We start from the raw sequence: 1,636 nt of genomic DNA, 5'->3' as shown, positions 1-1,636 counted from the left end.
GTTCATATTGCTCTTCCTTTTCTGTAGAAATAGCTAAATCATAAAGAATATGCAAAAAATTTTTTTTATCTTGAACAAATAAATATTCTTCTTCAAAGCCTTGAGACGTGTAGACGGCAAACTCCCAAATGTCGTCGTAATAAGCTGGCCCAATGGCCTCGGCGAGATTTCCAAGCGTTTTAAGCAGCTCCATTGTAATGATAATATTACGTCTAGCATAGTGCCGGATATTAGCAAATCCATCATACAAAAAGTCTTCAAATTTTTTATCAGGAATGACCATTCGTACAACGCCGCTGTCATCAACTAAATACGAAGAAAACTGACTAACATCACAAATTTTCCGAAGAATATCGCTAATTTGGTGAATGGAGTTAATCGCCGTTTTGAAGTCATCACTTCCTAATGATTTAATCGCCATCTCGACAAACTTGGTAATAATATGAGTTGTGTCTTGAATATCGGTTTGAGATTTTCCTATATGAACATATCGATGAAAAATAGTTTGATCGATTTCATCCTGCTCTGCAGAACCTCGGTTCCAATAATAAAACAATATCGTTCCGTCGAGTACGTAGTCCCCTACTTCCCTCTCCATTTTGATCACTAAGTTATGCTCTTTGGCATAGTGAATTAATCGGCTGTAATTAACGGTCTGAATATAGCCGGATGTTTGAATATATACTGGATTTTTATCTCCTTCAGGAAAGGAAAATGGTTCGTTATGAGCAGATTGCGTTCGATGAACCTCTAGTTCTTCACGTATCGTCGTTTCAATAGCTTTTATAGATTCCGTCTTCATCGATTGAGTCATATGATTAACTTGCAGCCATTTAACGGAATGATTAATAAAGTAGACAAACGTGCCTGCACTAAAAACTGATAGCGCCGTGGTCGCAAATGGGATAGCAAAGTAGCCATCTACTTGTGAACTGTTTAAAAAGAGAAAGACAAAAAGTGTATATAAGAAACTCCCCATAAAAATCCCGAGAATTCGCTGAGTCGATTTCGAAGAAGCAAAGTTTTTTAACACGCGAGGAGAAAACTGAGCTGCAAATGATGTAAACACAACAAGCATTAAATTAAAGGTAAAGGTCGTAATCGATAGAATTCCGGGCATAATCGTACTCACTAACGTATTGGTTAAATCCATGTTGATTGAAAAAAATGAAGGAACCTTCTCTCCTACTTTGCAATAATAGTCCAGAAACAGCGTCAATGCAGCTAAAAGGACAGAAAAAAGAGCATAAATTAAGGGACTAAACCATATTTGGCTATTTAGCTCATCTTTAAAAGCACGAGGAGAGAGCTGCTTCCTTGCCGCTATCCATCTAAATGTATTCATACAAAACTCTCCTTTTTATTTGTAAATCTCTAACTTTTTTCTTAGTTCCCTAATTTTTTTTGGTTATGCTTATACAGTGKAAAAAAATCTATTTTTTAAAATATAGGTACACAAAGCAAAAATGAAATTGACACATACCTCATTAATTTAATCTAAAGATGCACAAATAGGATACATGAGTTGAATGAATATATAAAAGCTATGTTCACCATACAAATAAAAAATCCGAACGCGTTGGATTCTCAACTAAGAATCCATCTCGTTCGGATCTTCCTTCAACTAACCTACTTT

General features: G+C 35.6%; 1 protein-coding gene. It reads right to left on the bottom strand.

What is annotated here, in order from left to right:
- Positions 1 to 1,345: DUF2254 domain-containing protein (locus AC1DRF_RS26730; protein WP_477742158.1), on the bottom strand; the 1,345-nt coding region annotated here is incomplete at its 3' end.
- Positions 1,346 to 1,636 lie beyond the last annotated feature (291 nt).

The organism is Priestia sp. P5_B4, from assembly GCF_056400385.1.
The sequence above is the reverse complement of the archived record's forward strand: the minus strand, read 5'-3'. Positions and strand labels throughout refer to the sequence as shown.